This window comes from Enterobacter sp. 168J2, assembly GCF_034107265.1.
In the GTDB taxonomy this organism is placed as follows: domain Bacteria; phylum Pseudomonadota; class Gammaproteobacteria; order Enterobacterales; family Enterobacteriaceae; genus Enterobacter; species Enterobacter nematophilus.
Genome location: NZ_JAWNEB010000007.1, coordinates 84,273 through 109,308 on the forward strand (window position 1 = coordinate 84,273; position 25,036 = coordinate 109,308).

The following is a 25,036-nucleotide window of genomic DNA, read 5'->3' on the forward strand; positions in this document are numbered from 1 at the left end:
CTCGTTACATCAAGCGTTGATAGAGATCGCGGTACGACTGCGCCGCAACGTGCCAGCTAAAGTCCATGGACATCGCCTGACGCTGAACGTAACGCCACAGGGATGGACGGGACCACAAGACGAAAGCACGCCGAATCGCCCGAAGCAGCGACCAGGCATTACTGTCTTCAAAGACAAACCCGCTGGCGATGCCGTCCGCCAGGTTTTCCAGAGAGCTATCCGACACCGTATCCGCCAGCCCGCCCGTGCGGCGCACCAGCGGCAGCGTGCCGTATTTCAGGCCGTAGAGCTGCGTCAGGCCGCAAGGTTCGAAACGGCTCGGCACCAGAATCACGTCCGCGCCGCCCATAATGCGGTGCGAGAACGCTTCGTGATAGCCAATCTGCACGCCCACCTGCCCCGGATGTTCCGCGGCGGCGGCGAGGAACCCTTCCTGCAGCACCGGGTCGCCCGCGCCGAGCAGCGCCAGCTGTCCGCCCTGCTCCAGTAAACCGGGCAGCGCCTCCAGCACCAGATCCAGCCCCTTCTGGCTGGTCAGGCGGCTGACCACCGCAAACAGCGGCACCTTGTCGTTGACCTTCAGCCCCATCGCAATTTGCAGCTGGCGTTTGTTTTCCGCTTTGTCTTCTACGGAGTCGCGGCCATAGCGCGCGGCCAGCAGGAGATCGGTTTCCGGGCTCCAGATCTGCTCATCCACGCCGTTCAGAATGCCCGACAGGCGGCCTTCACGATGGCGCTGCTGCAGCAATCCTTCCAGACCGTAGCCAAACTCCGGCTGGGTGATTTCACGCGCGTAGGTGGGGCTCACCGCCGTGATGTGGTCGGCGTAGTACAGCCCGGCCTTCAGGAACGAAATTTGCCCGTTGAACTCCAGCCCGTGCATGTTATAGAACGACCATGGCAGATCGATGTCATTCATATGATGCGCGTAGTACATGCCCTGATACGCCAGGTTGTGGACCGTAAACACCGATTTTGCCGGATGCCCTTTTGCCGCCAGATACGCAGGCGCCAGCCCGGCGTGCCAGTCGTGCGCGTGCACCACATCCGGACGCCAGAACGGATCCAGCCCGACGGCCATCTCCGCCCCCACCCAGCCGAGCAGCGCAAAGCGCAGCACGTTGTCGGTATAGGCGAACAGGTTCGTATCGTGATACGGGCTGCCCGGACGGTCGTACAGGTGCGGCGCGTCGATCAGGTAGATCCCTACGCCGTTGTAATGCCCAAACAGCAGGGTGATGCGTCCGGCAAACGTTTCACGGCGGGTCACGACCTTTGCATCAGGTATGCCGCGCCGGATATCCGGGAAGGCGGGCAGCAGGACTCGGGTATCCACCCCGCCAGCGATTTGCGCCGCGGGTAATGCACCAAGAACATCCGCCAGGCCGCCCGTTTTTAACAACGGGAACATCTCAGAACATACGTGTAAAACCTGCATCATCGCTCCTGTTTGATCTGCAGCTTCCGCAACATTTCCCGTGTGACTAACACGATCCCCTCCTCAGAACGGTAGAAGCGACGCGCGTCTTCTTCCGCGTTTTCACCAATCACCATTCCCTCAGGAATGACGCAGGCGCGGTCGATCACGCAGCGACGCAGACGACACGAACGCCCTACCCAGACATCCGGCAGCAGAACCGCCGAATCGATATTACAGAATGAGTTTATACGCACGCGCGGGAACAGCACGGACTGCACCACCACAGAACCGGAGATGATGCACCCGCCAGAGACCAGCGAGTTCAGCGTCATGCCGTGGCTGCCGGAGCGGTCCTGAACAAACTTCGCCGGCGGCAGGGATTCCATGTGGGTACGAATCGGCCAGTTCTGGTCGTACATATCCAGCTCAGGCGTCACGGACGCCAGATCGAGGTTGGCTTTCCAGTACGCTTCCAGGGTTCCCACATCGCGCCAGTAAGGCTCCGCATTCGGGTCGGACTGCACGCAGGACAATGGGAAAGGATGTGCATAGGCCATGCCAGCTTTGGTAATTTTCGGGATGATGTCTTTACCGAAGTCGTGGCTGGAGCTTTCGTCTTTGTCGTCTTCTTCCAGCAGCTCATAAAGATAATCTGCATCAAAGACATAGATCCCCATGCTGGCGAGCGATTTGGTGTCATCCCCCGGCATGGTTGGTGGGTTCGCCGGTTTTTCAACGAAGTCGATAATCTTGTCGTCCGCATCCACGTGCATCACGCCAAACGCCGTCGCCTCGGCAACGGGCACCGGCAGACACGCCACGGTGCAGCGCGCCCCTTTTTCGACGTGGTCGATCAGCATGTGCGAGTAATCCTGCTTGTAGATGTGGTCACCCGCGAGGATTACGATGTATTCCGCGCTGTAGCGGCGAATGATGTCGAGGTTCTGGGTCACGGCATCCGCCGTGCCGCGGTACCAGTTCTCACCGTGAACGCGCTGCTGCGCCGGTAGCAGATCGACAAACTCGTTCATCTCTTCGCTGAAGAATGACCAGCCGCGCTGGATATGCTGCACCAGGGTGTGCGACTGGTACTGCGTAATGACGCCAATGCGGCGAATGCCCGAGTTCAGGCAGTTTGAGAGCGCAAAGTCGATAATGCGGAACTTACCACCAAAGTGAACGGCCGGCTTGGCGCGCTTGATGGTCAAATCTTTCAGACGGGTACCACGCCCGCCCGCGAGTATCAGGGCAACGGTTTTTAATGGTAGCTGGCGTGCCAACATTAACGGATCGTTCTTCTCTAATCTAACCATGACTAACTCCTTTTTTATCATCTTTGGAATACGCACACTCCGTGCGCAGGCCCGTGCCAGACAGCCATTACTACCGGATTATCCGCTCCGGCAAAGGGGGGAACAGCTCGCCACTCCCCGTCAGGTAAAACAATCTCTGCGACGTCGTCCGTCGCGTTCAGCGTCACCAGCCACTTATCCGAGAGCAGGATTTGCAGGCAGGTGATGCCGTGTTGCCACTCTTGCGCGCTCAACGGCTGCGCGTCTTTATTCAGCCAGCTAACGTTGCCGTCGCCCTCTTCCCACCAGCTGTCGGCGGTAAGGGCGGGGATCTGCTGGCGAAGGTGGATCAGCGCCGCGGTGAAATGGGTCAATCCGCTGTTCGCCTCTCCCCAGTCGAGCCAGGTTAAGGTGTTGTCCTGGCAATAGGCGTTGTTGTTACCGTGCTGGCTGTGGCCGTGCTCGTCGCCCGCCAGCAGCATCGGCGTGCCCTGCGACAGCAAAAGCGTCGTCAGCAGCGCATGAACGCTGGCGCGTCGCCGCTCGATCACATCCAGACTTCCGCCTAACCCTTCTATACCATGATTGAAGCTATGGTTATTGTTAGTGCCATCGCGATTCTCTTCGCCGTTGGCCTCATTGTGTTTCTGATTGAAACAAACGCAGTCGCGCAGCGTAAAACCGTCGTGCGCAGTCACCAGGTTGATAGTGGCCGACGGACGTTTGCCGTCGCGCTTAAAGAGATCGCTGGAGGCGGCAAAGCGTCCGGCGAACTCCCCCAGCGACAGATCGCGCGCCAGCCAGAAGCGGCGGATAGCGTCGCGGTAGTGGTCGTTCCACTCGGCAAACAGCGGCGGGAAGTTCCCCACCTGATAACCGCCTTCACCGATGTCCCACGGCTCGGCAATAAGCTTCACCTGTGAAAGCACCGGGCAGTTCTTGATTGCCTCAAACAGCGGCGCCTGCTGGCTGAACGCTGGCGTGCGCCCCATCACGGGCGCCAGGTCGAAACGAAAACCGTCCACATGGAACGTCTCTACCCAGTATTTCAGGCACTCGTACGCGTAATGCGTGACCGCCGGATGACTGAGGTTGAGGGTGTTACCGCAGCCGGTCCAGTTCTCGTAATCGCCATCTTCCCTGATCCAATAATAGCTACGGTTATCGATTCCGCGCTGTGAGAGCGTCGGACCGTCAAGATCGCTTTCCGCACTGTGGTTCAGCACCACGTCGAGGATGACCTCAATGCCCGCGGCGTGGAGCGCCTTCACCGCGTCGCGAAACTCATCCCGCGCCTTCTCCGGATGCGCGGCATAGCGCGGCTCCAGGGCAAACATCGCCAGCGGGTTGTAGCCCCAGTAGTTGCTCAGCCCCAGGCGCTGCAGGCGCGGCTCGCTGGCGAAATGCGCCACGGGCAGCAGCTCCAGGGCCGTGATGCCCAAATGCTTCAGGTAAGCGACCATGGTCGGATGCCCAAGCGCCTGATAGGTGCCGCGCATCTCTTTGGGGATCGACGGGTGCAGGTAGGTCAGCCCTTTGACGTGCGCTTCATAGATGACGGTGTTGCCCCACGGCGTGCGCGGCGGGGTATCGTCTTCCCAGTCGTAGAGATCGTGCACCACCGCGCTTTTGGGCGCGACGGGCGCGCTGTCGCGGTGGTCCGGTTCGCCGTAGCCGACGTGGAACAGCGGGTCGTCTTTAAACTCGCCGTCCACGCGGTGCGCGCACGGGTCAATCAGCAGCTTCGCCGGGTTAAACCAGTGCCCCTGCGAAGGCTCCCACGGGCCGTGGACGCGAAAACCGTAGTGCATTCCCGGACGCCCGCCGGACAGGTAACCGTGCCAGATGTCTCCCGTGCGGGACGGTAAATCGTAACGGTGCTCGTTACCCTCCCCGTCAAACACGCAGAGCTCCACCCGCTCCGCGTGAGCAGAAAAGAGCGTGAAGTTCACCCCCTTTCCGTCAAAGCTCGCGCCGAGCGGTTCGGGTTTACCTGCCGAAAGCTGCGTCATTCGCCCTCCCGCATCAGCCAGATGGTGCCAAGCGGCGGCAGCGTCAGGCTCAGGGAGTTTGGCCGCCCGTGGCTTTCAATCGCATCGCTTTGCACCAGCCCGCCGTTACCGGCGTTGCTGCCGTGGTAGTGCATGGAATCGGTATTCAGGATCTCGCGCCATTTGCCCGGCTGGTTGATGCCGAAGCGGTAGTGTTCACGCGGCACCGGCGTGAAGTTGCTGGCGACGATGATCTCGTTGCCCGCTTTATCGCGACGCACAAAGACAAACACCGAGCGCTCGTGGTCGTCCACCACCAGCCACTCAAAGCCGTACGGGTCGAAGTCCAGCTCGTGCAGCGCTTTGTGGTGGCGGTAGGTCAGGTTCAGGTCGCGCACCAGGCGCTGCACGCCGTGGTGCCAGTTATCGCCGCCTTCCAGCAGATGCCAGTCGAGGCTTGAGTCGTGGTTCCACTCGCGCCCCTGGGCGAACTCATTGCCCATAAACAGCAGCTTTTTGCCCGGGAAGGCAAACATCCAGCCGTAGTAGGCGCGCAGGTTGGCAAACTTCTGCCACGCGTCGCCCGGCATGCGGTCGAGAATGGATTTTTTGCCGTGCACCACTTCATCGTGCGACAGCGGCAGCATGAAGTTTTCGGTGTAGTTGTAGAGCAGTCCAAAGGTGAGCTTATCGTGGTGATACTGACGATAAACCGGGTCGAGCTTCATGTAGTCGAGCGTGTCGTGCATCCAGCCCAGGTTCCACTTATACCAGAACCCCAGACCGCCTGATGACGGAGGGCGAGAGACGCCCGCAAAGTCCGTCGACTCTTCCGCCATGGTCACGGCGCCGTCCACCTGCTCGCCAATGATGCGGTTGGTATTGCGCAGGAACTCAATCGCTTCCAGGTTTTCACGGCCGCCATACTCGTTCGGGATCCACTCCCCCTCTTTGCGGCTGTAGTCGCGGTAGATCATCGACGCCACCGCATCCACGCGCAGGGCGTCAATGCCAAACCGTTCTATCCAGTACAGCGCGTTCCCGACCAGGTAGTTGGCGACTTCACGGCGACCGTAGTTGTAGATCAGCGTGTTCCAGTCCTGGTGATAGCCTTCTCGCGGGTCGCTGTGCTCGTACAGCTTCGTGCCGTCGAACTCTGCCAGCGCAAAATCATCCGACGGGAAATGGCCCGGCACCCAGTCGAGGATCACGTTCAGCCCGGCGGCGTGCGCGGCATCAATGAAATAGCGGAAGTCATCCCGCGTGCCGAAGCGGCGCGTCGGGGCGTACAGCCCGGTGGGCTGATAGCCCCAGCTGCCGTCGAACGGATGCTCGTTAACCGGCAGCAGCTCAAGGTGGGTAAAGCCCATCCATTTGGCGTACGGCACCAGCTGGTCGGCGAGCTCCCGGTAGCTGAGCCAGAAGTTGTTATCGGTGTGGCGGCGCCAGGAGCCGAGATGGACTTCGTAAACGGAGATCGGCGCATCAAAGCGGTTGGCCTGCTTGCGCTCCTCGGTCTGGACGACCTTCTCCGGCAGGCCGCAAATCAGCGACGCGGTATCCGGGCGCATCTGCGCTTCGAAGGCATACGGGTCGGCTTTAATGCGCAGCTTGCCGTGCGCGTCGATCATTTCGAATTTGTAGAGCTGGCCGTTATGCGCCCCGGGGATAAACAGCTCCCAGATGCCCGTCTCACGGCGCAGGCGCATCGGGTGGCGGCGACCGTCCCAGTAGTTGAACTGCCCAACGACGGAGACGCGCTGGGCGTTAGGCGCCCACACGGCAAACCGCGTACCGGTAATTCCGTCCATGGTATCCGCATGGGCACCCAGCGTTTCATAAGGGCGAAGATGAGTGCCTTCGGAGAGCAGCCAGGCATCCATCTCTTTCAGCAGAGGGCCAAAGCTGTAGGGATCGTCAATCAGGTTTTGCTGGCCGTGCCAGATAACGGCGAGCTGATAGCGAAAGGGGTTTTTACGGCGGGGCATGACGCCCGAGAAGAAGCCGCGCGAGTCGAGGCACTCCAGATTGCCCACCTTGCGGCCGGTTTTGGGCTCAATGACCCAGACTTCGGTGGCATCCGGTAACAACGCCCGGACTTCCAGCCCGGCCTCTGTATGGTGCATCCCCAGCACGGAAAAGGGGTCGGCAAAGTGACCCGCAATAAGCGCATTAATCACGTCTCTATCCACACGATCGGACATGGTATTCATCCTGTTTTTTATGTCGTCCTTTTTTAGCGCCTGGGACGACTTTAATGTGACCTGAACGGGCATCCACTTAGTCCCGTCCTAACCTCAGGTAAGAAATGACTCTTCCTTAAAGCATAGCCAACGCTCTACATGACTCCTGATAAAAATAAGACATACGCGCGTTACTCCATGTATTACGCAAAAAAAAGGGGGTGAAAATCACCCCCGGTAGTTAACAAATTATTACGCCAGCTGGCGCAGCATGCGGCGCAGCGGTTCGGCGGCACCCCACAGGAGCTGGTCGCCGACGGTGAACGCGGAGAGGTACTCCGGCCCCATGTTCAGCTTGCGCAGACGGCCAACCGGCGTGGTCAGCGTGCCGGTAACGGCTGCCGGAGTCAGTTCACGCATGGTGATATCGCGATCGTTTGGCACCACTTTCGCCCACGGGTTGTGCGCGGCCAGCAGCTCTTCCACGGTCGGAATAGACACATCTTTTTTCAGTTTAATGGTGAAGGCCTGGCTGTGGCAGCGCAGCGCGCCGATACGCACGCACAGACCGTCAACCGGGATCGCCGACGCGGTATTGAGGATTTTGTTGGTCTCAGCCTGGCCTTTCCACTCTTCGCGGGTCTGGCCGTTGTCCAGCTGTTTGTCGATCCACGGGATCAGGCCACCGGCCAGCGGTACGCCGAAGTTGTCCACCGGCAGCTCGCCGCTGCGGGTCAGCTCGGTGACTTTACGCTCGATATCAAGAATAGCGGACGCCGGGTTTGCCAGCTCGGCCGCAACGCTGTGGTGCAGCTGGCCCATCTGGGTCAGTAGCTCGCGCATATGACGCGCGCCGCCGCCGGACGCGGCCTGGTAGGTCGCCACGGAGACCCACTCCACCAGATCCTGCGCGAACAGGCCGCCGAGGGACATCAGCATCAGGCTGACGGTGCAGTTACCGCCAACAAAGGTTTTCACGCCGTTGTTCAGGCCGTCAGTGATGACGCCCTGGTTAACCGGGTCGAGAATAATGATGGCATCGTCTTTCATGCGCAGCGAAGAAGCCGCGTCAATCCAGTAGCCCTGCCAGCCGCTTTCACGCAGCTTTGGATAGATTTCGTTGGTATAATCGCCGCCCTGGCAGGTCACAATAATATCAAGTGCCTTCAACGCCTCCAGATCGTAAGCATCCTGCAACGTGCCTGTGGTACCACCAAAGGACGGAGCAGCCTGGCCGAGCTGGGAAGTGGAGAAGAAGACCGGGCGGATAGCGTCGAAATCGCGCTCTTCAACCATGCGTTGCATGAGTACAGAGCCGACCATACCGCGCCAGCCGATAAAACCAACGTTTTTCATAGCATTTTTTTCCTGCTGAGGGTGTGTGCTGATTGTGCAAGCCAGTATTGAACTGGGATATGCTTCACATTACAAAATGCTGCCAAAGTCGCAAGCGAAATTAATCGATGATTGCCCGGCAATCAGAAATACAGCTAATTATCATAATAACCATAGAGAGTTTCAGGGATAATTTACATGAGTGAAATCATTTCAGCAGCGGTTTTATTGATCCTGATAATGGATCCACTGGGTAACCTGCCAATCTTCATGTCGGTGCTGAAACACACCGAGCCGAAGCGTCGCCGGGCGATCATGATCCGCGAGCTGCTTATTGCCCTGCTGGTGATGTTTATCTTCCTGTTTGCCGGTGAAAAAATTCTCGCCTTCCTGAACCTGCGCGCCGAAACGGTTTCGATTTCCGGCGGGATTATTCTGTTCCTGATCGCCATTAAGATGATCTTCCCGAGCGCCGAAGGCAGCAGCAGCGGCCTGCCCGCGGGTGAAGAGCCATTTATTGTGCCGCTGGCGATCCCACTCGTCGCCGGACCAACGATTCTGGCGACGCTGATGCTGCTGTCGCATCAGTATCCGAACCAGATGAGCCATCTGGTGATTGCCCTGCTGATCGCCTGGGGCGGGACGTTTATCATCCTGCTACAGTCGTCGCTGTTCCTGCGCCTGCTGGGTGAGAAAGGGGTGAACGCGCTGGAGCGTCTGATGGGGCTGATTCTGGTGATGATGGCAACGCAGATGTTCCTGGACGGGATCCGGGCGTGGATGAAAGGCTAGCAAGGCCACTGCATGGCCAATTTTAGTGTTTGCACCCTCTCCCCGTGGGAGAGGGCCGGGGTGAGGGCATCAGGCCGCAGAGGACTGCCCACCTACCCCTTACGAATCAAATACCGATACGGCAGCGCCTCGGTCTGCTGCGCCACCAGCTCATGCTCCATAAAGGTACAAAAACCGGGAATATCGCGCGTGGTGGCCGGATCGTCGGCAATAATCAGCAGCGTTTCACCGGTCTGCATGTTACGCACGGTCTTACGTACCATCATTACCGGCTCCGGGCAGCGAAGGCCCTGGGCATCAAGAGTGTGGTCTGGGCTGGAAAACAGGTCGGTCATGATCTTCTCGGTCAGGTAAAAACGGCTGTAGTTTACGCCCCGGCGCGGGCAATGCAAACCAGGTTAACGATTGCGCAAAAACTAACCATTGCAATGTCCAGCCAAAGCAGTATCATGCTGCGGTTTTTATTGGGTTCCCTCACCCCAACGTATAAAAAGGTCACAATATGACGCAGTTCTCTGAATCACAGCGCGTAAAAGCGTTGTTCTGGCTTTCGCTTTTCCATTTGCTGGTGATCACCTCCAGCAACTATCTGGTACAGCTCCCTATCTCCATTTTTGGTTTTCATACCACCTGGGGCGCGTTCAGCTTTCCGTTTATTTTCCTCGCCACCGATCTGACCGTGCGTATCTTTGGCGCACCGCTGGCGCGCCGCATTATCTTTGCGGTCATGCTTCCGGCGCTGTTCATCTCGTACGTGATCTCCTCCCTGTTTTACATGGGAAGCTGGCAGGGCTTTGAGGCGCTAACCCACTTCAACCTGTTTGTCGCCCGTATCGCCGCGGCAAGCTTTATGGCCTACGCGCTGGGGCAGATCCTCGACGTGCACGTGTTTAACCGCCTGCGTCAGAATCACCGCTGGTGGATGGCGCCGACCGCGTCCACGCTGTTCGGCAACGTGAGCGATACCCTGGCCTTCTTCTTCATCGCCTTCTGGCGCAGCCCGGATGCCTTTATGGCCGAGCACTGGATGGAGATCGCGCTGGTGGACTACTGCTTCAAGGTGCTCATCAGCATTGTCTTCTTCCTGCCGATGTACAGCGTGCTGCTGAATATGCTGCTGAAAAGGCTGGCAGATAAATCTGAAATCACCGCATTGCAGGCTGGTTAAGGGTTCGCTTTATCAGTTGTGATAAGATGGGTGAATGAGCCGCTATGGCCGTTTATCGAAAGGAAGAAGTCAATGCGCAATCTGGTTAAATATGTCGGGATTGGCCTGCTGGTTGTGGGTCTTGCAGCCTGTGATAACAGCGACACGAAAACGCCTGCTCAGGGCGCATCCGCAGAGAGCAACGCGACCGGTCAGCCGGTGAATCTGATGGATGGCAAACTCAGTTTCTCTCTGCCAGCCGATATGACTGACCAGAGCGGCAAGCTGGGCACCCAGGCGAACAATATGCACGTTTACTCCGACGCAACCGGCCAGAAAGCGGTCATTGTGATTGTAGGCGACGACACCAGCGAAGACCTGGCCGTCCTGTCCAAACGTCTGGAAGACCAGCAGCGCGGCCGCGATCCGCAGCTTCAGGTGGTAACCAATAAATCTATCGAGCTGAAAGGCCACAAGCTGCAGCAGCTGGACAGCATCATCTCCGCAAAAGGCCAGACCGCCTGGTCTTCTGTGGTGCTGGGCAAGGTTGATAACAAACTGCTGACCCTGCAGATCACGCTGCCAGCAGAAGATCAGCAGAAAGCGCAGACGGCTGCTGAAAACATCATTAACACCATCGTGATCCAGTAACCCTTCACGACGATGACGTGGCCTCCGGTGCCTGCACCGGGGGCCATTTTTTTAGCCGCCACGTCAGCAGCAGGGCAATTATCACCAGGCCCGCCGCGGCAAGGTAGATCACCGGTACCCCCGCCCAGGCCATCACCAGCCCCGCCAGCGGCCCGGTAATGCCTAAAGACATATCCATAAATACCGTATAGGTCGCCAGCGCCGCCCCCTGGTTCTGCTGCGGCACCGCTTTAACCGCCACCACGCCCAGCGCCGGGAAGACCAGCGAGAAACCGGCCCCTGCGAGGAAGACGCCAATTTTCGCCATCCAGGGCGCGCTGGCGATGCCGGTTAACAGCAGCCCGACAATCTCAACCGCAAAGCAGATCATCGCCACGTTCAGCCCACCCAGACGGTTGATACCGTTCGGGAAAAGCAGGCGTGCGCCTACGAACGCTCCGCTAAAGAGGGTTAACGCAAAGGCCGCGCCCTCCCAGCCTTTGGCGTCATAAAACAGGGTAATGAAGGTCGCAATCACGCCGAAGCCTGTGGTCGCCAGAGCCAGCGCCATGCCGTACGGCCAGACGCGCCCCAGCACGGCCCGAAACGGCAGCGGCTTGCCCTTGCTGGCCTTCACCTTCGGGCGCGGCAGCGCAAACAGTATCGCCACAAGCGCGACCGCCATAATGGTGAGCGACAGGCCATACAGCCCGCCGAAGGCATAGCAGGCCACGCCAAGCGGCGCGCCGAGCGCCATCGCCCCGTAGGTGACAATTCCGTTCCAGGAGATCACCCGGCCAATGTGCGGCGCACCGACAACCCCCACGCCCCACAGCGTCGAGCCGGTTCCTGCCAGGCTTTGCCCAAACCCGAGAATGACGCGGCCCAGGCACAGCAGCGCCAGGCTGACCAGCGGCCAGGCGCCGGTAGCTGCGGCCAGCAGGTAGCTCAGACCGCTCAGGAAACAGCCGCATAATCCCACCACCACGATGCTTTTGGGGCCGAACAGGTCGGCGTAGCGCCCGGCGTGCGGGCGGCTGAGGAGCGTGGCGAAATACTGCAGGCTGATGACCAGCCCAGCCCAGAACGCGCTAAAACCCATCACGTCATGGACGTAGCCCGGCAGCACCGCCAGCGGCAGGCCGATCGTCAGATAGCTGGCAAAGTTGAAAATAACGACGGAAACAATACGCAGATTGAGGCGCAATCCGCTCAGCGCCGGTTCGGCGGCAGTTTCGGGCATGGGGTTCTACCTGAATTTTTGCAACAGTGTTTCACTATTACCACGGCGCAATAAGAAAATCAGCCCCGACTTTCAGATTATCAGTGCCAGACGAAGCGGCCCCCAGGCACTACACTTAACGGGTCATCATATTAAGGAACGCGCATGTTAGCTCCCCAGCCCGATAAAGCAGGGCTCCACATCTTATTAAAACTCGCCTGTCTGGTGGTTATCCTTGCGGGCATTCATGCTGCCGCTGACATTATCGTCCAGCTCCTGCTGGCGCTCTTTTTTGCCATTGTCCTCAATCCGCTGGTGACCTGGTTTTTACGCCGGGGCGTGAGCCGCCCGGTGGCCATCACCATCGTGGTTATCGTGATGCTGATTGGCCTGACGGCGCTCTTCGGCGTACTGGCGGCATCGCTGAGCGAATTCTCCACCATGCTGCCGCAGTACAATAAAGAGCTGACGCGTAAGATCGTCGCGCTGCAGGAGATGATGCCCTTTCTTAACCTGCATATTTCGCCAGAACGGATGCTGCGCAGGATGGATTCCGAGAAGGTCATGACCTACGCCACCACGCTGATGACCGGTCTGTCCGGCGCGATGGCCAGCATTTTGCTGCTGGTCATGACGGTGGTGTTTATGCTGTTCGAAGTGCGCCATGTTCCATATAAGCTGCGCTTTGCTTTAAATAACCCGCAAATACACATTGCCGGCCTGCACCGCGCCTTAAAGGGCGTCTCCAAATATCTGGCGCTGAAAACGCTGCTGAGCGTCTGGACCGGGATTATCGTCTGGCTGGGGCTGATGCTGATGGACGTCCAGTTCGCGCTGATGTGGGGGGTGCTGGCGTTTCTGCTGAACTACGTGCCGAATATCGGCGCGGTGCTTTCCGCCGTGCCGCCGATGATCCAGGCGTTTCTGTTTAACGGTTTCTACGAATGTATGCTGGTCGGGGCGCTGTTCCTCGTCGTGCATATGGTGCTGGGCAACATTCTTGAACCGCGCATGATGGGGCACCGGCTGGGCATGTCGACGCTGGTGGTGTTTTTATCCTTGCTGATTTGGGGATGGCTGCTGGGCCCGGTCGGCATGCTGCTCTCGGTCCCGCTGACCAGCGTATGTAAAATCTGGATGGAAACCACCAAAGGGGGCAGCAAGCTGGCGATCCTGCTTGGGCCGGGGCGGCCGAAAAGCCGGTTGCCGGGGTAACGTATCCGTCTGTGTAAGCTGGTTTATACCGTCAAATACCGCGACGCTCACCGTCGCGGTATTTTTATTTGCGTTAAGGCTTATTCATTCCGATTTATATCAACTCGCCCAGATTTCGCTTATATGCAACAAGCCCCTTAAAGCAAATTAAAAAAAACGGAATGATTAATTATTTTGCGTGATATTATACCCCGCCTTAGCGACGACGTAATGTAAACATTAATATTGATTAAACACACACCTGACTTAATCCATAAGCCTGGTGATGCTTGTTTGTAAAAAGACTACCTTTAATTGTTATTATTGATATGGAGTTGTTGATGAAAAAGATCGTTAAATGGTGCGCTGCTGCCGTATTCGTTGGCGCACTGGCTGGCTGTGCGCGTACCGCCCCTATCGCTCAGGTTCACTCTGTCGTGAGCGCGGGTCATACTGCCGATCAGGTGAAAACCGCCATTTTGAAAGCAGGCCAGAAGCGTGACTGGATCATGACGGAAGCGGGCCCGGGCGTTATTAAGGGCCGTCTGCAGGCACGCGATCACTCGGTCCAGGTGCGTATTCCCTACTCTGCGACAAGCTATTCAATTAATTACGAAAGCAGCCTGAACCTGAAAGCGGCAGACGGTAAAATTCACAAAAATTATAACCGCTGGGTGAACAACCTCGACCACGATATTCAGCTGAACCTCTCTGCGGGCGCCGCGCTGTAATATTTTTCTAAAGTCGGGCCGGACATGGCCCGATAACCTCATTTCTTGCCCTGAAAGGTTACGCAACAATGTACGAAAAGGACACGCTCAGCGCGCTGGATGCCATTACCGAAGCGCAACGCATCGCTTTTGCGCCGATGTTATTTCAGACCGCGCTTTGTCTGCGTAACTCGGGCGTTCTCGCCTGGCTCGATAAACAGGGTAATAAGGGGGCAAGCCTCGACGAAATAACCGAAAACAGTACCCTGAGCAGTTATGCCGTCAGCGTATTGTTAGACATGGGATTAAGCGGGCGGATAATTACTTATAAAGAAGGTCGTTATTTCCTGGCGAAAGTGGGCCATTTCTTACTCCACGATCCCATGACCCGCGTTAATATGGATTTCACGCAGGACGTCTGTTACCAGGGATTATTTCACCTGGCCGACGCCCTGCAGAAAGAAAAACCGGCTGGATTATCCGTGTTTGGCGACTGGCCAACCATCTATCCGGCCTTATCCCAGCTTCCAGCCCCGGCAAAAGAGAGCTGGTTTGCCTTCGATCATTACTATTCTGACGCCGCTTTTGACGCTGCGCTGCCATATATATTCGCAAGCTCGCCGACAAAATTGTACGATGTGGGCGGAAATACGGGTAAATGGTCGTTACGCTGCTGCCGCTATGACGACAATGTTGCCGTGACGATCCTCGATCTCCCGCAGCAGATAGCGCTGGCGCAGGAAAACATCGAAAAAGCAGGTTTTTCTCATCGTATTGGATTCCATGCTGTCGATATGCTTAGTCCGTCGGCATTGCCGGGAGATGCCGACGTCTGGTGGATGAGCCAGTTCCTGGACTGTTTCTCTCCGGATCAGATTGTCGCCATGCTGACGCGCGTCGCAGAGGTCATGAAGCCAGGCGCACGGTTGTGCATTATGGAGCTTTTCTGGGATGCCCAGAAATATGAAGCGGCGGCTTTCAGCCTGAATGCCACCTCGCTCTATTTCACCTGTATGGCGAATGGCAATAGCCGGTTTTACAGCGTAGAGAAGTTTTATCACTACCTGGAAAGGGCGGGCTTCAGCATAGAGCAGCGGCTGGATAACCTTGGGGTAGGTCATACCCTGTTAATTTGCACCAAACGTGAACAATAGCGCAGCCTGGCTGCCCGGGTGGCCCAGCCTGCCCTTTGAATACGGTATTCCGCGGACGCGCGTAGATGAAATTTTCACTGAACATTATTGACTGGCAGGCAAGAGCGCCAGGACTAAGCGATGCCGCAGAGTGGCAGGCGTGGTCGCGCCTGCAGTCGACCATCGACCCAACGGCTCCTCTGCCCCGGCTGACCGCGTTACCCATGATGACCGCGCGCCGCCTTAACTCAGGCAGTAAGCTGGCGGTAGATATTGGTCTTGCCATGCTGCAAAGCCACGCCGTTGATGCCGTCGTCTACTCCAGCCGCCACGGCGAGCTGGAGCGCAATTACCGTATTCTGCACACGCTGGCGACCGGGCAGGCCGTCTCGCCCACCGACTTCGCCATGTCCGTGCACAATTCCGCGGTGGGCAATCTCACGATCGCCGCTCGCCAGCCTGTTGTCTCGTCATCCATTTCAGCCGGGCTGGATACCTTCCAGCAGGCCCTGTGTGAAGTGCTGAGCCTGCTGCACGCGGGCTACTCCCGCGTCCTGCTGGTGGATTTTGACGGCGCGCTGCCGGAATTTTACCATCCGGCGCTACCGCCGCAGATGCCCACCTGGCCGTACGCGGTGGCGCTGCTGATTGAATCCGGCAACGGATTACAGTGCGAAACCCGCAGCGGCAGCACGGGTGAGGAACCCGCCCTGCCGCAAAGCCTGATGTTCCTGCAACGCTATCTCCGCGAGGAGCGTCAGTTTGTGGTGCCCGGCGAACGCCTGCTGTGGCAGTGGGCGCGCCAATGAACCGCCTGGCCGCCCGGATCAATTGGTTATGGCGTCTGGTCATGACCGGATTCTGCTTCGTGCTGTTTGGCGCGGGCGGCCTGCTGCTGTCGCTGGTCTGGTTCAACCTGCTGCTGATTGTTCAGCGCGATCGCGCCAAACGCCGTCGCCTGGCGCGCCGCAGCATTGCGGCCAGCTTCCGCTTCTTCTTAACCGTTGCCCGCGGCACCGGGGTGCTGGACTATCGCATTCACAATCTTGATGCCCTGCGCGGCGATCGGGGCTGTCTGGTGGTGGCTAACCACCCCACGTTAATTGACTACGTGATTCTGGCGTCGGTGATGCCCGAAACCGACTGTCTGGTGAAAAGCGCGCTGCTGCGCAACCCCTTTGTCAGCGGCGTTATCCGCGCGGCGGATTATCTGATTAACAGTGAAGCCGAGCCCCTGCTCGCCGCCAGCCAGCAGCGTCTGGCCCAGGGCGACACGCTGTTGATCTTCCCGGAAGGCACGCGTACCCGGCCAGGCGAGGCTATCGCCCTCCAGCGCGGCGCGGCAAATATCGCCGTGCGCTGCCGCAGCGATCTGCGGATCGTACTCATCCACTGCAGCGAGCACCTGCTGGATAAAAAAAGCCGCTGGTATGATGTACCGCCCGCAAAACCCGTCTTTACCGTCGATGTGCGCGATCGCGTGAACATCGACGAATTTTACGATGCAAGGCAACAAGAACCGGCACTGGCGGCAAGGCAGTTAAACCGGCACCTGCAGCATCGATTAACATCAGGCCTTCAATCTTTGTCAGGAATTAATGATGCAAGCGCTTTATCTTGAAATTAAGAATCTCATTATCACCACGCTGAATCTGGACGAGCTTACCGCAGAGGATATTGATACCGATGCCGCGCTGTTTGGCGACGGGCTGGGTCTCGACTCTATCGACGCGCTGGAGCTGGGTCTGGCGGTGAAAAACCAGTATGGCGTGGTGCTTTCTGCCGAAAGCGAAGAGATGCGCCAGCACTTCTTTTCCGTCGCCACCCTGGCGTCCTTTATCCACGCCCAACGCGCCTGAGATGTGAACTATGACTGAACAAGAAACCATTTATCAGGAAGTCTGCGGCCTTCTGACCAAGCTCTTTGAAATCGACCCGCAGGACATTACCCCCGAAGCCCGTCTGTACGAAGACCTGGAGCTGGACAGCATTGACGCGGTGGACATGATTGTCCATCTCCAGAAGAAAACCGGTAAGAAAATCAAGCCGGAAACCTTCAAATCGGTTCGTACCGTTCAGGATGTGGTAGACGCCGTCGAACAGCTGCTGCGCGAAGAGTAAGACACCGTGCGTGGTGGACGGACGTTCCCGGTCATCCCACTCCTGACGGGGCTGATGCTGCTGGCGTGGCCCTTCCTGATTGGATTTGGGCTGACGCATAACAGCCTGCCGTGGCTGCTGCCCGTGATGGCGCTACTGTTGCTGCTGCGGCTGCGTCAGGCGCGGCGAAATACCGGCCCGATGCGGTATGTGGTGCAGTGCGTGGCGCTGGCGGGAATCGCGCTCTGCGCGGCAAGCTACCTGCTGAAAACCCACCAGTGGCTGCTGTTCTACCCTGTGGTCGTTAATCTTGTGATGCTGGCCGTGTTCGGCGGTTCGCTCTGGACAGCGATGCCGCTGGTCGAACGCCTGGCGCGCCTGCGTGAGCCTAATTTGCCCCCGGAGGGCGTGCGCTATACCCGCAGGGTGACCCTCGTCTGGTGCGGCTTTTTCATCGGCAACGGGGCGATGGCGCTGTTTACCGTCCTGCACGGCGACATGCATCTGTGGACGCTGTGGAACGGCATGGTGGCCTACATCCTGATGGGGACGCTGATGGCGACGGAGTGGCTGGTGCGTCAGCGGGTGATAAAAAAAGAGATGCAGAATGACTAACCCCCTTCCGCTGGGCCAGTGGTTAAACGCGCCCCGCCCAGACGACACGCCCGTCGCCTGGCTTGACGATCGTACCTGGACGCTGGGCCAGCTGCGCCACGACGTGACGCTACTGGTCGACACCCTGCGTCAGCAGGAAGGCGAGCGCTGGGCGCTGTGCTTTGAAAACAGCTACCTGTTTATCGTGGCGCTGCTGGCCTCGCTGCATGCGGGTAAAACGCCGGTCATTCCCGGCCATAGCCGCGTTTCGCTGCTTGAGGAGCAGCAGTATCTGTTTAGCGGCGTCCTGAGCGATCGGCACCTCGATATTGACGGGAAGCTGATTGTGGTGGCCTCCCGCCATCAGACGATCGCCCGCTGGGCTCCCCTGCCGGAGATTGACGAAAGCCGCTTCGTAGAGCTGTTCACCTCCGGCTCCACGGGAACGCCGCGCCGGGTGGTTAAGCACATCGTCAGCCTGGATCGCGAAGCCCGTCTGCTGGCTGACCGCTTCGGCGCGCGCCTGGCCGGCTGTAGCGTTGTGGCCTCCGTCGTCCCGCAGCATCTCTATGGCCTGACATTTCGCATCGTATTGCCGATGGCGATGGGCCTGCCGCTGCACGCCGCGATGCTCTACTACGCAGAGCAGCTGGCCGCCCTTCCTCATGACAGGCATTACCTGTTCATCAGCAGCCCGGCGTTCCTGAAGCGCCTCGATACCGAGCTGGCCGCGCCGCCCGTCAGGGTGCTGATTTCCGCGGGCGGAATGCTGCCCTGGCGTGACGTCTCCACCACGGTTGGCTGGCTTCACATCTGGCCGGACGAAATTTATGGCAGCACCGAAACCGGGATCCTCGCCTGGCGCCATCGCGTGGAAGATAACCTGCCGTGGCTGCCCTTCCCCGGCGTAAGCTTCTGTCAGGAAGGTGAAGCGTGTCGCGTCACGTCGCCGCTGATCCACGAGCCAGAGGGACTTCAGCTCGACGATATCCTCCACTTCGACAGCGCGGGGCTTTTCAGCATTGCCGGTCGCCGCGGGCGGGTGGTTAAAATTGAAGAAAAACGCATCTCGCTTAACGAAATAGAACGTCGCCTGCTGGAGCTCGACGGTGTTTGCGAGGCGGCGGCGCTGCCGGTTACGCGCGGGGGCCGCCAGGGGATTGGCGCACTGCTGGTGCTGGATGAGGCGGTTCGTCAGCGCGGGTATATGCAGGATAAAAAAGCGCAGGAGTTCGCCTGGCGTCGCGCCCTGCTGCCGTGGCTTGAGCCGGTCGCCGTGCCGCGCTACTGGCGCGTTGTTGATGAGATGCCGGTAAACAGTATGAACAAGCGTGTCTATGCGCAGTTAGAGGAGTTATTTCATGAAAATTCATGAAATCGAGCGCCATCAGGCACAGCCGGAGAAGCTGGAGATCGTGTTGCATCTCGACGCCTCTCTGTTCTGGTTTCAGGGCCATTTTGCCGTACAGCCGCTGCTGCCCGGCGTTGCGCAGCTTGACTGGGTGATGCACTACGCCACGACGCTACTGGCGCCGGGCTACCGCTTTCACAGCATTCAAAACGTGAAGTTCCAGGCGCCTCTGCTGCCGGAAACCACGGTGACGCTGGTGCTTGAGTGGCATGCCGGGCGCAAAATGCTGACCTTCAGCTACCTGCGTCATGACGGGGCTGAACGCCATACCGCCAGCAGCGGGAAAATTCGTCTATGTCAGTAACCTTCCGCCCCTGCGTGCTGATCCCGTGCTACAACCACGGCGCCACGATGGCCAGCGTGCTGTCGCGTCTCGCGCCGTTTGGCCTGCCGTGCCTGGTGGTGGATGACGGCAGCGAAACCGCCACCCGCCAGGAGCTTGAGCGGCTGGCGGCGGAGCAGCCGCAGATGACGCTGGTCCGTCTGGCGCAAAACGCCGGAAAAGGTGCGGCTGTCATCAGGGGGCTGGAGGAGTGCGCGCGCGCGGGCTACACCCACGCCCTGCAGGTGGACGCGGACGGCCAGCACGCCATCGAAGATATCCCCAAACTGCTGGCGCTGGCGGAGCGCCACCCGGACGCGCTGATTTCCGGCCAGCCTGTTTACGATGACTCCATCCCGCGCTCGCGGCTCTACGGGCGCTGGGTCACCCACGTCTGGGTATGGATTGAAACCTTATCCCTGCAGCTGAAAGACAGCATGTGCGGCTTTCGGGTCTACCCGGTCTCGCCCACGCTGCGGCTCGCCGCGCGTAAAACGCTCGGTAAACGGATGGATTTTGATACCGAAGTGATGGTTCGTCTCTACTGGCAGGGCAACACCAGCGTCTTTCTGCCCACCCGCGTGACCTATCCGCAGGACGGGCTGTCCCACTTCGACGCGTTAAAAGATAACGTGCGGATCTCCCTGATGCATACCCGGCTGTTCTTCGGCATGCTGCCCCGCATTCCCGGCCTGCTCTTCCGTCGACGCGGCCAGCACTGGGCGCAGCAGGACGAGGTTAAAGGCCTGTGGGGCATGCGCCTGATGCTGCGCGTCTGGCAGCTGCTGGGGCGGCGGGCGTTTACCGTGCTGCTGTGGCCAGTGATCGGCGTCTACTGGCTTATCGCGCGTCCGGCGCGGCAGGCTTCGCGGCAGTGGATTGCACGCGTGAAGCAGGTGCTGATGCAGCGGAACCTGCCCGTTCCAGCACGGTTCAACAGCTTTTTCCATTTCATGCGCTTCGGCAACGCGATGCTGGACAAAGTCGCCAGCTGGCGCGGCGAGCTGAAGTTTACGCGCGACGTGGTCTTTGCCCCCGGCGCGAGCGAAACGCTTAATATCGAGGCGCCGCAGGGCAAGCTGCTGCTGGCCTCCCATCTTGGCGACGTAGAGGCCTGCCGGGCGCTGGCCCAGCTGGACGGCAGCAAAACCATCAACGCCCTGGTCTTCAGCGAGAACGCCCGGCGCTTTAAGCAGATAATGAGCGAAATGGCGCCCCAGGCGGGCGTGAATTTGATGTCGGTCACCGACATCGGCCCGGACACCGCGATTGCCATCAAAGAGAAGCTTGAGCGCGGAGAATGGGTCGCCATTGTGGGCGACCGCATCGCGGTCAATCCGCAGCGTGGCGGCGAGTGGCGGGTGATCTGGAGCCGGTTCATGGGCCAGCCCGCGCCGTTCCCTCAGGGGCCGTTTATCCTGGCCTCCATCCTGCGCTGCCCGGTGGTGTTGATCTTCGCCCTGCGCCAGCAGGGTAAGCTTGTCCTGCACAGCGAGCCGTTTGCCGACCCGCTGATCCTGCCGCGCGGGGAACGCCAGCAGGCGCTGCAGGCTACCGTCGATCGCTACGCGCAGCGGCTGGAGCATTACGCCCTGATGTCGCCGCTCGACTGGTTTAATTTTTTCGATTTCTGGCATCTGCCAGAGTCCAGAGAGAAGGAGTAAAGGGTGCTGACCGATCCCCGCTTTACGACTGAAGTTGAGATCACCGTTCCGTTCCACGACGTCGATATGATGGGCGTGGTCTGGCACGGCAACTATTTCCGCTACTTTGAGATCGCCCGCGAGGCGCTGCTCAATCAGTTTGACTATGGCTATCGCCAGATGAAGGCCTCCGGCTACGTCTGGCCCGTTGTCGACACCCGGGTGAAATACCGCGATGCGGTGACCTTTGAGCAGCGCATTCGCGTCCGCGCGCAGATTGAAGAGTATGAAAACCGCCTGCGCATTGCCTATCAAATTTTCGATGCGCAGACCGGCAAACGCACCACCACCGGATACACCATCCAGGTGGCGGTGGAAGAAGCCACCCGCGAAATGTGCTTTGTCAGCCCGGCAATACTGTTTGAACGAATGGGAGTTACGCCATGAAATGGTTGCCTTTGCTGGCGCTGATCGTCAGCCCGCTGGTCAGCGCCGTGACGCTGGATGAGCTGCAGCAGCGCTTCACCGAGCAGCCCGTGGTGCGCGCGCACTTCGAACAGGTCCGCACGATAAAAGATATGCCGCAGCCGCTGCGCTCGCAGGGCGAGATGCTGATCGCCCGCGACAGCGGCCTGCTGTGGGATCAAAAAGCGCCGTTTCCGATGACGCTGCTGCTGGACGACAAGCGGATGGTTCAGGCGATCAACGGCCAGCCGCCGCAGACCATCACCGCCGACAATAATCCGCAGATGTTCCAGTTCAACCACCTGCTGCGGGCCCTGTTCCAGGCCGATCGCAAGGTGCTGGAAGAGAACTTCCGCATCGATTTTAAAGACCTGGGCGCGGGCCGCTGGTCGCTGGTGCTTACCCCAAAAACGACGCCGCTGGACAAGATTTTCGCCACCCTCGATCTGGGCGGCGCGACCTATCTGGAGACGATTCGCCTGAACGATAAGCAGGGCGACCGTACTGATATCTCCCTTTCAAACCACCAACTGACGCCCGCCACCCTGACCGATGACGAACGCCAACGCTTTGCCGCACCGTAAATCCCTGCGCCCGGCGCTGCTGTGGGCCACGGTATGCCTGATTATGCTGGGCGTGCTGCTGTCGCTGCTGCCCGGCGCGCGGCTGAACAGCAGCGTGCTGGCCATGCTGCCGAAGCAGACGCTGGGGGCGATCCCGCCGGCGCTCAACGACGGGTTTATGCAGCGCCTCGACCGCCAGCTGGTCTGGCTGGTCAGCCCCGGCAAAGAGCCGGATCCGCGCGTGGCGCAGCAGTGGCTTGAACTGCTGCACAGCAGCGACTCGCTCCGCGAGGTTAAGGGCCCGATGGACGCCGCCGGGCAAAAGGCCTGGGGAGAATTCTTCTGGCAGCACCGCAACGGGCTGATTGACCCGGCCACCCGCGCCCGTCTGCAAAACGGCGGAGAAGCGCAGGCGCAGTGGATTTTATCCCAGCTCTACTCCACCTTCTCCGGCGTCAGCGGCAAAGAGCTGCAAAACGATCCGCTGATGCTGATGCGCGGCTCGCAGCTCGCCCTGGCGCAAAACGGCCAGAAGCTGCGGCTGATGGACGGCTGGCTGGTCACGCAAGATGGGGCGGGAAACTACTGGTATCTGCTGCACGGCGAGCTGGCGGGCTCGTCGTTTGATATGCAGCAGACCCACCGGCTCGTGACGACGCTTAACGCGCTGCAACAGACGCTGAAAGCGCGCTACCCGCAGGCGCAGCTGCTTTCCCGCGGAACCGTGTTCTACAGCGATTACGCCAGCCAGCAGGCCAAGCGCGACGTCTCGACGCTGGGCATCGCCACTCTGCTTGGGGTGTTCCTGCTGATCGTGGCGGTGTTCCGCTCTCTGCGCCCGCTGCTGCTGAGCGTGCTCTCGATTGCCATCGGCGCGCTGGCGGGCACGGCGGTGACGCTGCTGCTCTTTGGCGAACTGCACCTGATGACGCTGGTGATGAGCATGAGCATCATCGGTATTTCGGCAGACTACACGCTTTACTACCTGACCGAACGGATGGTCCACGGCGCGGAGTTCTCCCCCTGGCAAAGCCTGGCCAAAGTGCGCAATGCGCTGCTGCTGGCGCTGCTGACGACCGTCGCCGCCTACCTGATTATGATGCTGGCTCCCTTCCCCGGGATCCGCCAGATGGCGGTATTTGCCGCCGTAGGGCTGAGCGCCTCCTGCCTGACGGTGATTTTCTGGCATCCGTGGCTGTGCCGGGGTTTGCCGGTGCGCCCGGTTCCCTTTATGGTCCTGATGCTGCGCTGGCTGGCCGCCTGGCGACGCAGTAAAAAACTGTCCGTTGGCCTGCCCGTCGCGCTGGCGCTGCTCTCCGCCGTGGGAATGAGCACCCTGAGGGTGGACGACGACATCGCCCAGCTGCAGGCGCTGCCGAAAGATATTCTGGTGCAGGAGAAAGCCATTACCGCCCTGACCGGCCAAAGCGTCGATCAGAAATGGTTTGTGGTGCACGGCGCTTCGCCCCAGCAAACGCTGGAGCGGCTGGAGGCCTTTACCCCGGCGCTGGCCGAGGCGCAAAAAGCGGGAGAGATTGCCCGCTGGCGCACCCTGCCGCTGAACTCGCTGGCCCGCCAGAAAAGCGACCTTACGCTGCTGCGGAACGCCGCGCCGGCGGTGACGGACGTGCTGAAAAGCGCAGGGCTCAACGCCGTATCCCCGAATCTGGAGGCCATGCCGGTCAGCGTGGACGCGTGGCTTAACAGCCCGGCCAGCGAAGGCTGGCGTCTGCTCTGGCTAACTTTGCCCGACGGGGAAAGCGGCGTGCTCGTGCCGGTGGACGGCGCAAAAAACAGCGCGGCGCTCGGTGAGCTGGCCGCGCGCCATAACGGCGTCGTCTGGGTGGACCGCAAAGCCAGCTTTGACAGCCTGTTTGCCCTCTACCGCACGCTGCTGACGGGGCTCCTGTTTGCGGCACTGGCGGTGATTGCCTGCGGGGCAATGCTGCGCCTCGGCTGGCGTAAAGGGCTGATAAGCCTGGTGCCGTCCGCGCTGTCGCTGAGCTGCGGGCTGGCGGCCCTGGCCGCAACGGGCCACCCGGTGAATCTGTTCTCACTGCTGGCGCTGGTGCTGGTGCTCGGCATTGGCATTAACTACACGCTGTTCTTCAGCAACCCGCGCGGTACGCCGCTGACCTCGATGCTGGCGATTACCCTGGCGATGATGACCACCCTGCTGACGCTGGGCATGCTCGTCTTCAGCGCCACCCAGGCCATCAGCAGCTTTGGTATTGTGCTGGTGAGCGGTATTTTCACCGCCTTCCTGCTGGCCCCGCTGGCGATGCCGGATAAGAAAGAGAGAAAACGTAAATGAACGCTGTTTATCGCGCCGTCGCGCTGGCCGCGGCGCTGCTGCTGGCAGGCTGCAGCCATTCGACCGATACCCAAGAGACGCGGCCTCAGGCCTGGCTCCAGCCGGGCACCAAAGTCACGCTTCCGCCGCCCGGCATCAGCCCGGCGGTAAGCTCCCAGCAGTTGCTGACCGGCAGCTTTAACGGGCAAACGCAGTCCCTGCTGGTGATGCTCAACGCGGATGCGCATAAGGTCACGCTGGCCGGCCTCTCCTCCGTGGGGATCCGTCTGTTCCTGGCAACGTACGACGAGAGCGGTATTCATACCGAGCAGTCCATCGTCGTGCCGCAGCTGCCGCCCGCCAGCCAGGTGCTGGCCGACGTGATGCTCAGCCACTGGCCGATTAGCGCCTGGCAGCCGCAGTTGCCGAAGGGCTGGACGCTGAAGGACAATGGCGATCGGCGCGAGCTGCGCAACGCCAGCGGCAAGCTGGTGACGGAGATTGTCTACCTCCAGCGCAAGGGCAAGCGCGAGCCGATAAGCATCGAGCAGCACGTCTTTAAATACCACATCACCATTCAATATCTGGGTGACTGA

Annotated in this window: 24 protein-coding genes and 1 pseudogene; 18 read left to right on the forward strand and 7 right to left on the reverse strand. The window is 59.7% G+C overall.

The window, feature by feature from the left end:
* Nucleotides 1-4: 4 nt before the first annotated feature.
* The 5 genes from glgA to asd form a co-directional block, all read right to left on the reverse strand.
* Nucleotides 5-1,438 carry a glycogen synthase GlgA gene (gene glgA / locus USG84_RS17880; RefSeq protein ID WP_061096850.1) on the reverse strand — a complete coding sequence of 478 codons (1,434 nt, stop codon included), beginning with the start codon at nt 1,436-1,438 and terminating at the stop codon, nt 5-7.
* Nucleotides 1,438-2,733: a glucose-1-phosphate adenylyltransferase gene (gene glgC, locus USG84_RS17885; protein ID WP_028014690.1), complete on the reverse strand. Its 1,296-nt coding sequence runs from the start codon at nt 2,731-2,733 to the stop codon at nt 1,438-1,440. Before glgC ends, glgA begins: the two co-directional genes overlap by 1 nt.
* Nucleotides 2,734-2,750: 17 nt before the next feature.
* Nucleotides 2,751-4,724 carry a glycogen debranching protein GlgX gene (glgX, locus tag USG84_RS17890; RefSeq protein ID WP_151412430.1) on the reverse strand — a complete coding sequence of 658 codons (1,974 nt, stop codon included), beginning with the start codon at nt 4,722-4,724 and terminating at the stop codon, nt 2,751-2,753.
* Nucleotides 4,721-6,907, reverse strand: a complete 2,187-nt coding sequence (glgB, locus tag USG84_RS17895) for a 1,4-alpha-glucan branching enzyme (protein WP_061096848.1) — start codon at nt 6,905-6,907, stop codon at nt 4,721-4,723. Before glgB ends, glgX begins: the two co-directional genes overlap by 4 nt.
* A 231-nt stretch (nt 6,908-7,138) precedes the next feature.
* On the reverse strand, nt 7,139-8,242 hold the full coding sequence (asd, locus tag USG84_RS17900) for an aspartate-semialdehyde dehydrogenase (protein ID WP_061096847.1): 1,104 nt from the start codon (nt 8,240-8,242) through the stop codon (nt 7,139-7,141).
* Nucleotides 8,243-8,419: 177 nt separating this feature from the next.
* Here asd and yhgN point away from each other — a divergent pair, with 177 nt between their 5' ends.
* Complete coding sequence (gene yhgN, locus USG84_RS17905) at nt 8,420-9,013, forward strand: NAAT family transporter YhgN (protein ID WP_003861574.1); 594 nt, start codon at nt 8,420-8,422, stop codon at nt 9,011-9,013.
* A 92-nt stretch (nt 9,014-9,105) separates the two neighbouring features.
* On the opposite strand, the gene tusA is transcribed toward yhgN, so the two are convergent.
* A complete protein-coding gene (gene tusA / locus USG84_RS17910; RefSeq protein ID WP_008503071.1) occupies nt 9,106-9,348 on the reverse strand; it encodes a sulfurtransferase TusA in 243 nt (80 codons plus the stop codon).
* 167 nt (nt 9,349-9,515) lie between these two features.
* Between tusA and USG84_RS17915 the strand changes: the two genes are divergently transcribed.
* Both USG84_RS17915 and USG84_RS17920 read left to right on the forward strand, forming a co-directional pair.
* On the forward strand, nt 9,516-10,181 hold the full coding sequence (locus USG84_RS17915; protein WP_151412429.1) for a 7-cyano-7-deazaguanine/7-aminomethyl-7-deazaguanine transporter: 666 nt from the start codon (nt 9,516-9,518) through the stop codon (nt 10,179-10,181).
* 72 nt (nt 10,182-10,253) lie between these two features.
* On the forward strand, nt 10,254-10,811 hold the full coding sequence (locus tag USG84_RS17920) for a DcrB family lipoprotein (protein WP_028014694.1): 558 nt from the start codon (nt 10,254-10,256) through the stop codon (nt 10,809-10,811).
* Between the two features lie 4 nt (nt 10,812-10,815).
* Here USG84_RS17920 and USG84_RS17925 read toward each other — a convergent pair.
* Nucleotides 10,816-12,068: pseudogene (locus USG84_RS17925) on the reverse strand (MFS transporter).
* Nucleotides 12,069-12,177: 109 nt separating this feature from the next.
* On the opposite strand from USG84_RS17925, the gene USG84_RS17930 reads away from it, so the two are divergent.
* The 15 genes from USG84_RS17930 (at nt 12,178) to USG84_RS18000 (ending at nt 25,036) form a co-directional block, all read left to right on the forward strand.
* Nucleotides 12,178-13,227 carry an AI-2E family transporter gene (locus USG84_RS17930; protein ID WP_041911893.1) on the forward strand — a complete coding sequence of 350 codons (1,050 nt, stop codon included), beginning with the start codon at nt 12,178-12,180 and terminating at the stop codon, nt 13,225-13,227.
* A gap of 320 nt (nt 13,228-13,547) precedes the next feature.
* Nucleotides 13,548-13,937: a hypothetical protein gene (locus USG84_RS17935; RefSeq protein WP_061096845.1), complete on the forward strand. Its 390-nt coding sequence runs from the start codon at nt 13,548-13,550 to the stop codon at nt 13,935-13,937.
* A 68-nt stretch (nt 13,938-14,005) separates the two neighbouring features.
* Nucleotides 14,006-15,070, forward strand: coding sequence for a class I SAM-dependent methyltransferase (locus USG84_RS17940; protein ID WP_126327239.1), 1,065 nt, complete (start codon nt 14,006-14,008; stop codon nt 15,068-15,070).
* Between the two features lie 65 nt (nt 15,071-15,135).
* Nucleotides 15,136-15,858, forward strand: a complete 723-nt coding sequence (locus USG84_RS17945) for a beta-ketoacyl synthase chain length factor (protein ID WP_151412428.1) — start codon at nt 15,136-15,138, stop codon at nt 15,856-15,858.
* On the forward strand, nt 15,855-16,670 hold the full coding sequence (locus USG84_RS17950; protein ID WP_061099613.1) for a lysophospholipid acyltransferase family protein: 816 nt from the start codon (nt 15,855-15,857) through the stop codon (nt 16,668-16,670). Before USG84_RS17945 ends, USG84_RS17950 begins: the two co-directional genes overlap by 4 nt.
* Nucleotides 16,651-16,908: a phosphopantetheine-binding protein gene (locus tag USG84_RS17955; RefSeq protein WP_028014701.1), complete on the forward strand. Its 258-nt coding sequence runs from the start codon at nt 16,651-16,653 to the stop codon at nt 16,906-16,908. Before USG84_RS17950 ends, USG84_RS17955 begins: the two co-directional genes overlap by 20 nt.
* Nucleotides 16,909-16,918: 10 nt before the next feature.
* Complete coding sequence (locus USG84_RS17960) at nt 16,919-17,170, forward strand: acyl carrier protein (protein WP_024908875.1); 252 nt, start codon at nt 16,919-16,921, stop codon at nt 17,168-17,170.
* Between the two features lie 6 nt (nt 17,171-17,176).
* Nucleotides 17,177-17,764 (forward strand): hypothetical protein, encoded by a 588-nt coding sequence (locus USG84_RS17965; RefSeq protein WP_320738404.1) that lies wholly within the window; start codon nt 17,177-17,179, stop codon nt 17,762-17,764.
* Nucleotides 17,757-19,118, forward strand: coding sequence for an AMP-dependent synthetase (locus USG84_RS17970; protein ID WP_320738405.1), 1,362 nt, complete (start codon nt 17,757-17,759; stop codon nt 19,116-19,118). Before USG84_RS17965 ends, USG84_RS17970 begins: the two co-directional genes overlap by 8 nt.
* Nucleotides 19,105-19,458: a hydroxymyristoyl-ACP dehydratase gene (locus tag USG84_RS17975; RefSeq protein ID WP_253543400.1), complete on the forward strand. Its 354-nt coding sequence runs from the start codon at nt 19,105-19,107 to the stop codon at nt 19,456-19,458. The genes USG84_RS17970 and USG84_RS17975 overlap by 14 nt, the downstream gene beginning before the upstream one ends.
* The gene (locus USG84_RS17980) at nt 19,449-21,140 is read left to right on the forward strand and encodes a glycosyltransferase family 2 protein (RefSeq protein ID WP_320738406.1); all 1,692 of its coding nucleotides are present in this window, start codon (nt 19,449-19,451) and stop codon (nt 21,138-21,140) included. Before USG84_RS17975 ends, USG84_RS17980 begins: the two co-directional genes overlap by 10 nt.
* Before the next feature lie 3 nt (nt 21,141-21,143).
* On the forward strand, nt 21,144-21,566 hold the full coding sequence (locus tag USG84_RS17985; protein WP_061096838.1) for an acyl-CoA thioesterase: 423 nt from the start codon (nt 21,144-21,146) through the stop codon (nt 21,564-21,566).
* Nucleotides 21,563-22,168, forward strand: coding sequence for an outer membrane lipoprotein carrier protein LolA (locus USG84_RS17990; RefSeq protein ID WP_320738407.1), 606 nt, complete (start codon nt 21,563-21,565; stop codon nt 22,166-22,168). The genes USG84_RS17985 and USG84_RS17990 overlap by 4 nt, the downstream gene beginning before the upstream one ends.
* Complete coding sequence (locus USG84_RS17995) at nt 22,137-24,461, forward strand: MMPL family transporter (protein ID WP_320738408.1); 2,325 nt, start codon at nt 22,137-22,139, stop codon at nt 24,459-24,461. Before USG84_RS17990 ends, USG84_RS17995 begins: the two co-directional genes overlap by 32 nt.
* A complete protein-coding gene (locus USG84_RS18000; RefSeq protein ID WP_061096835.1) occupies nt 24,458-25,036 on the forward strand; it encodes a DUF3261 domain-containing protein in 579 nt (192 codons plus the stop codon). The genes USG84_RS17995 and USG84_RS18000 overlap by 4 nt, the downstream gene beginning before the upstream one ends.